General features: G+C 39.6%; 2 protein-coding genes. Both read left to right on the forward strand.

What is annotated here, in order from left to right:
- Window positions 1-194: 194 nt before the first annotated feature.
- The gene (locus tag H8716_RS17375) at window positions 195-710 is read left to right on the forward strand and encodes an RNA polymerase sigma factor (protein ID WP_249310217.1); all 516 of its coding nucleotides are present in this window, start codon (window positions 195-197) and stop codon (window positions 708-710) included.
- Window positions 707-1,891, forward strand: coding sequence for a DUF4179 domain-containing protein (locus tag H8716_RS17380; RefSeq protein ID WP_249310219.1), 1,185 nt, complete (start codon window positions 707-709; stop codon window positions 1,889-1,891). Before H8716_RS17375 ends, H8716_RS17380 begins: the two co-directional genes overlap by 4 nt.
- Window positions 1,892-1,969 lie beyond the last annotated feature (78 nt).

The raw sequence follows: 1,969 nt of genomic DNA on the forward strand, positions 1-1,969 counted from the left end.
TCGCTACAAAATTTTTGTAGCGATTTTTTGTCTCTTCAGTCTGAATACGCTGTTTCGGTTCTAAATTTCCAACTCATTCAACTTTTTTCCAAATTATTTAAAATAAATGGAACAAAATTGCATTTTCATGCATCTAATAGATAGAACATGAAAAATGTTCCTGTACGTACAGACAAAAAGAAAGGGGCAGTTAAGTGGATGATTTAGTAAGTAAAGCAAAAAAAGGAGATCCGGATGCCTTTACGGATCTGATACAGTCACAGATGAAGAATATGTACAAAACAGCCAGATCTATTTTATCCCAGGATGCTGATGTGGCAGATGCTATTTCAGAGACCATACTGATATGTTGGGAGCGGTTGGGGAGTCTAAAATATAACAGTTATTTTCGAACCTGGATGACAAGGATATTGATTAATAAATGTTATGAGTTGATTCGAAAAAACAGGAATATCACTGTTGATGCAGAGTTTCCAGAGCAGGGATATCAGGAAATAGCATATGAAAATATTGAATGGAAGGAGACTTTAGATTCCATTTCAGAAAAATACCGGCTGGTGATGATGCTTCATTATGTGGAAGGATTTACGGTCAGCGAAATTAGTCAGATACTGGAAATATCAGAGGGAACCGTAAAAAGCCGGCTGGCAAGAGGGCGTGACAGCCTGACGGATATCTACGATTTGCGGAAGAGGAGGGCAAACATATGAGTAGGAATGATACTATCTATACATTACAGCAGGATATCGAAATACCTAAAATCGTAACGGACAAAGCAAATAAGATATTGGAACAGATCAGAAAGGATGCCGATATGAAAAATAACAAAATGATTACATATCAGAAACCGGAAAGAAAATGCAGAAAGAGATATATGGTAATTGCACTGGCAGCAACCCTGGCAGTAGGAACAGCAACAGCCTATGCAGCATATACCGGATGGAGTAAAGGACTGAAAGAAGAACTGCGTATTTCCGAGGATCAGCAGAATCATATGGAAGAAAATGGAATGGCGGCATTTTCCGATGCAACCGTAACCGATGCAGGCGTGACAGTGACTGCACAGCAGAGCATTACGGATAATTACTATACCTATCTTTCCTTTAAGATAGACGGTTATTCGGTGGAACAGGGAGTTCAGCCAGATTTTGAAACTATATCTGTTACAGTGGATGGACAGGATGATTTCAGCTGGGGAGGCAGTTTCTACAATGGAATGATATCAGATGAAAATGGAATGGCAGTTCATGCTGACGGATCAGAACTGGAGACAGAGGAAGATGGTTCCATTATCGAAAATTACGTGATGGATGATGGCAGTCTGGAATACCATATGGTACTGGCCAAGAGTGATGAAAAAGGCTTTTTTATGGGAAAGAATCTGCATGTGGAATTTAAAAATCTTGGAACTGTGGCAAAAGCAGACTATACACCGGATATTGATGGAACATGGGCACTGGATATGACGCTTGGTGGTGCAGATGTATCCAGATTCACAGAAACGGAACAGAAGTTGGGAGATTCTGGGGCAACTGTGACCGGTGTGGAACTCTCTCCGGTATCTATCCGTGTGTCTTATGATTTTCCACGGATTGAAAAAAATGAGGAATATGAAGATGAAAATGGAGAAACGCAGGTAACTACCCATTATGAAGAAGCACCAATGGTCAGCGGAGTAAAATATAAGGATGGGACAACCATCATGAATCTGTATGGAGGACCTGGAACAGAAGGATATATTTCAGAAGACAGTGATGAATATATCTCAAGCTTTGCATTTGACCGTGTGATAGATCCAGATCAGGTTGCGTCTGTACTTTTCTATAAAACAACAAATGGCAATGGAGACGTGACAGAAGAACCAGAATATTATGAAGTAGCAGTGAAATAAGTTGGAAATGACACAAATCTCACAGTATGAGCTTGTGTTTCATAAGGACTATAACAGGAAGATTGTAGAATAAAATAA

It is taken from the genome of Jingyaoa shaoxingensis, from assembly GCF_014385005.1.
Classification (GTDB): Bacteria; Bacillota; Clostridia; order Lachnospirales; family Lachnospiraceae; genus Marvinbryantia; species Marvinbryantia shaoxingensis.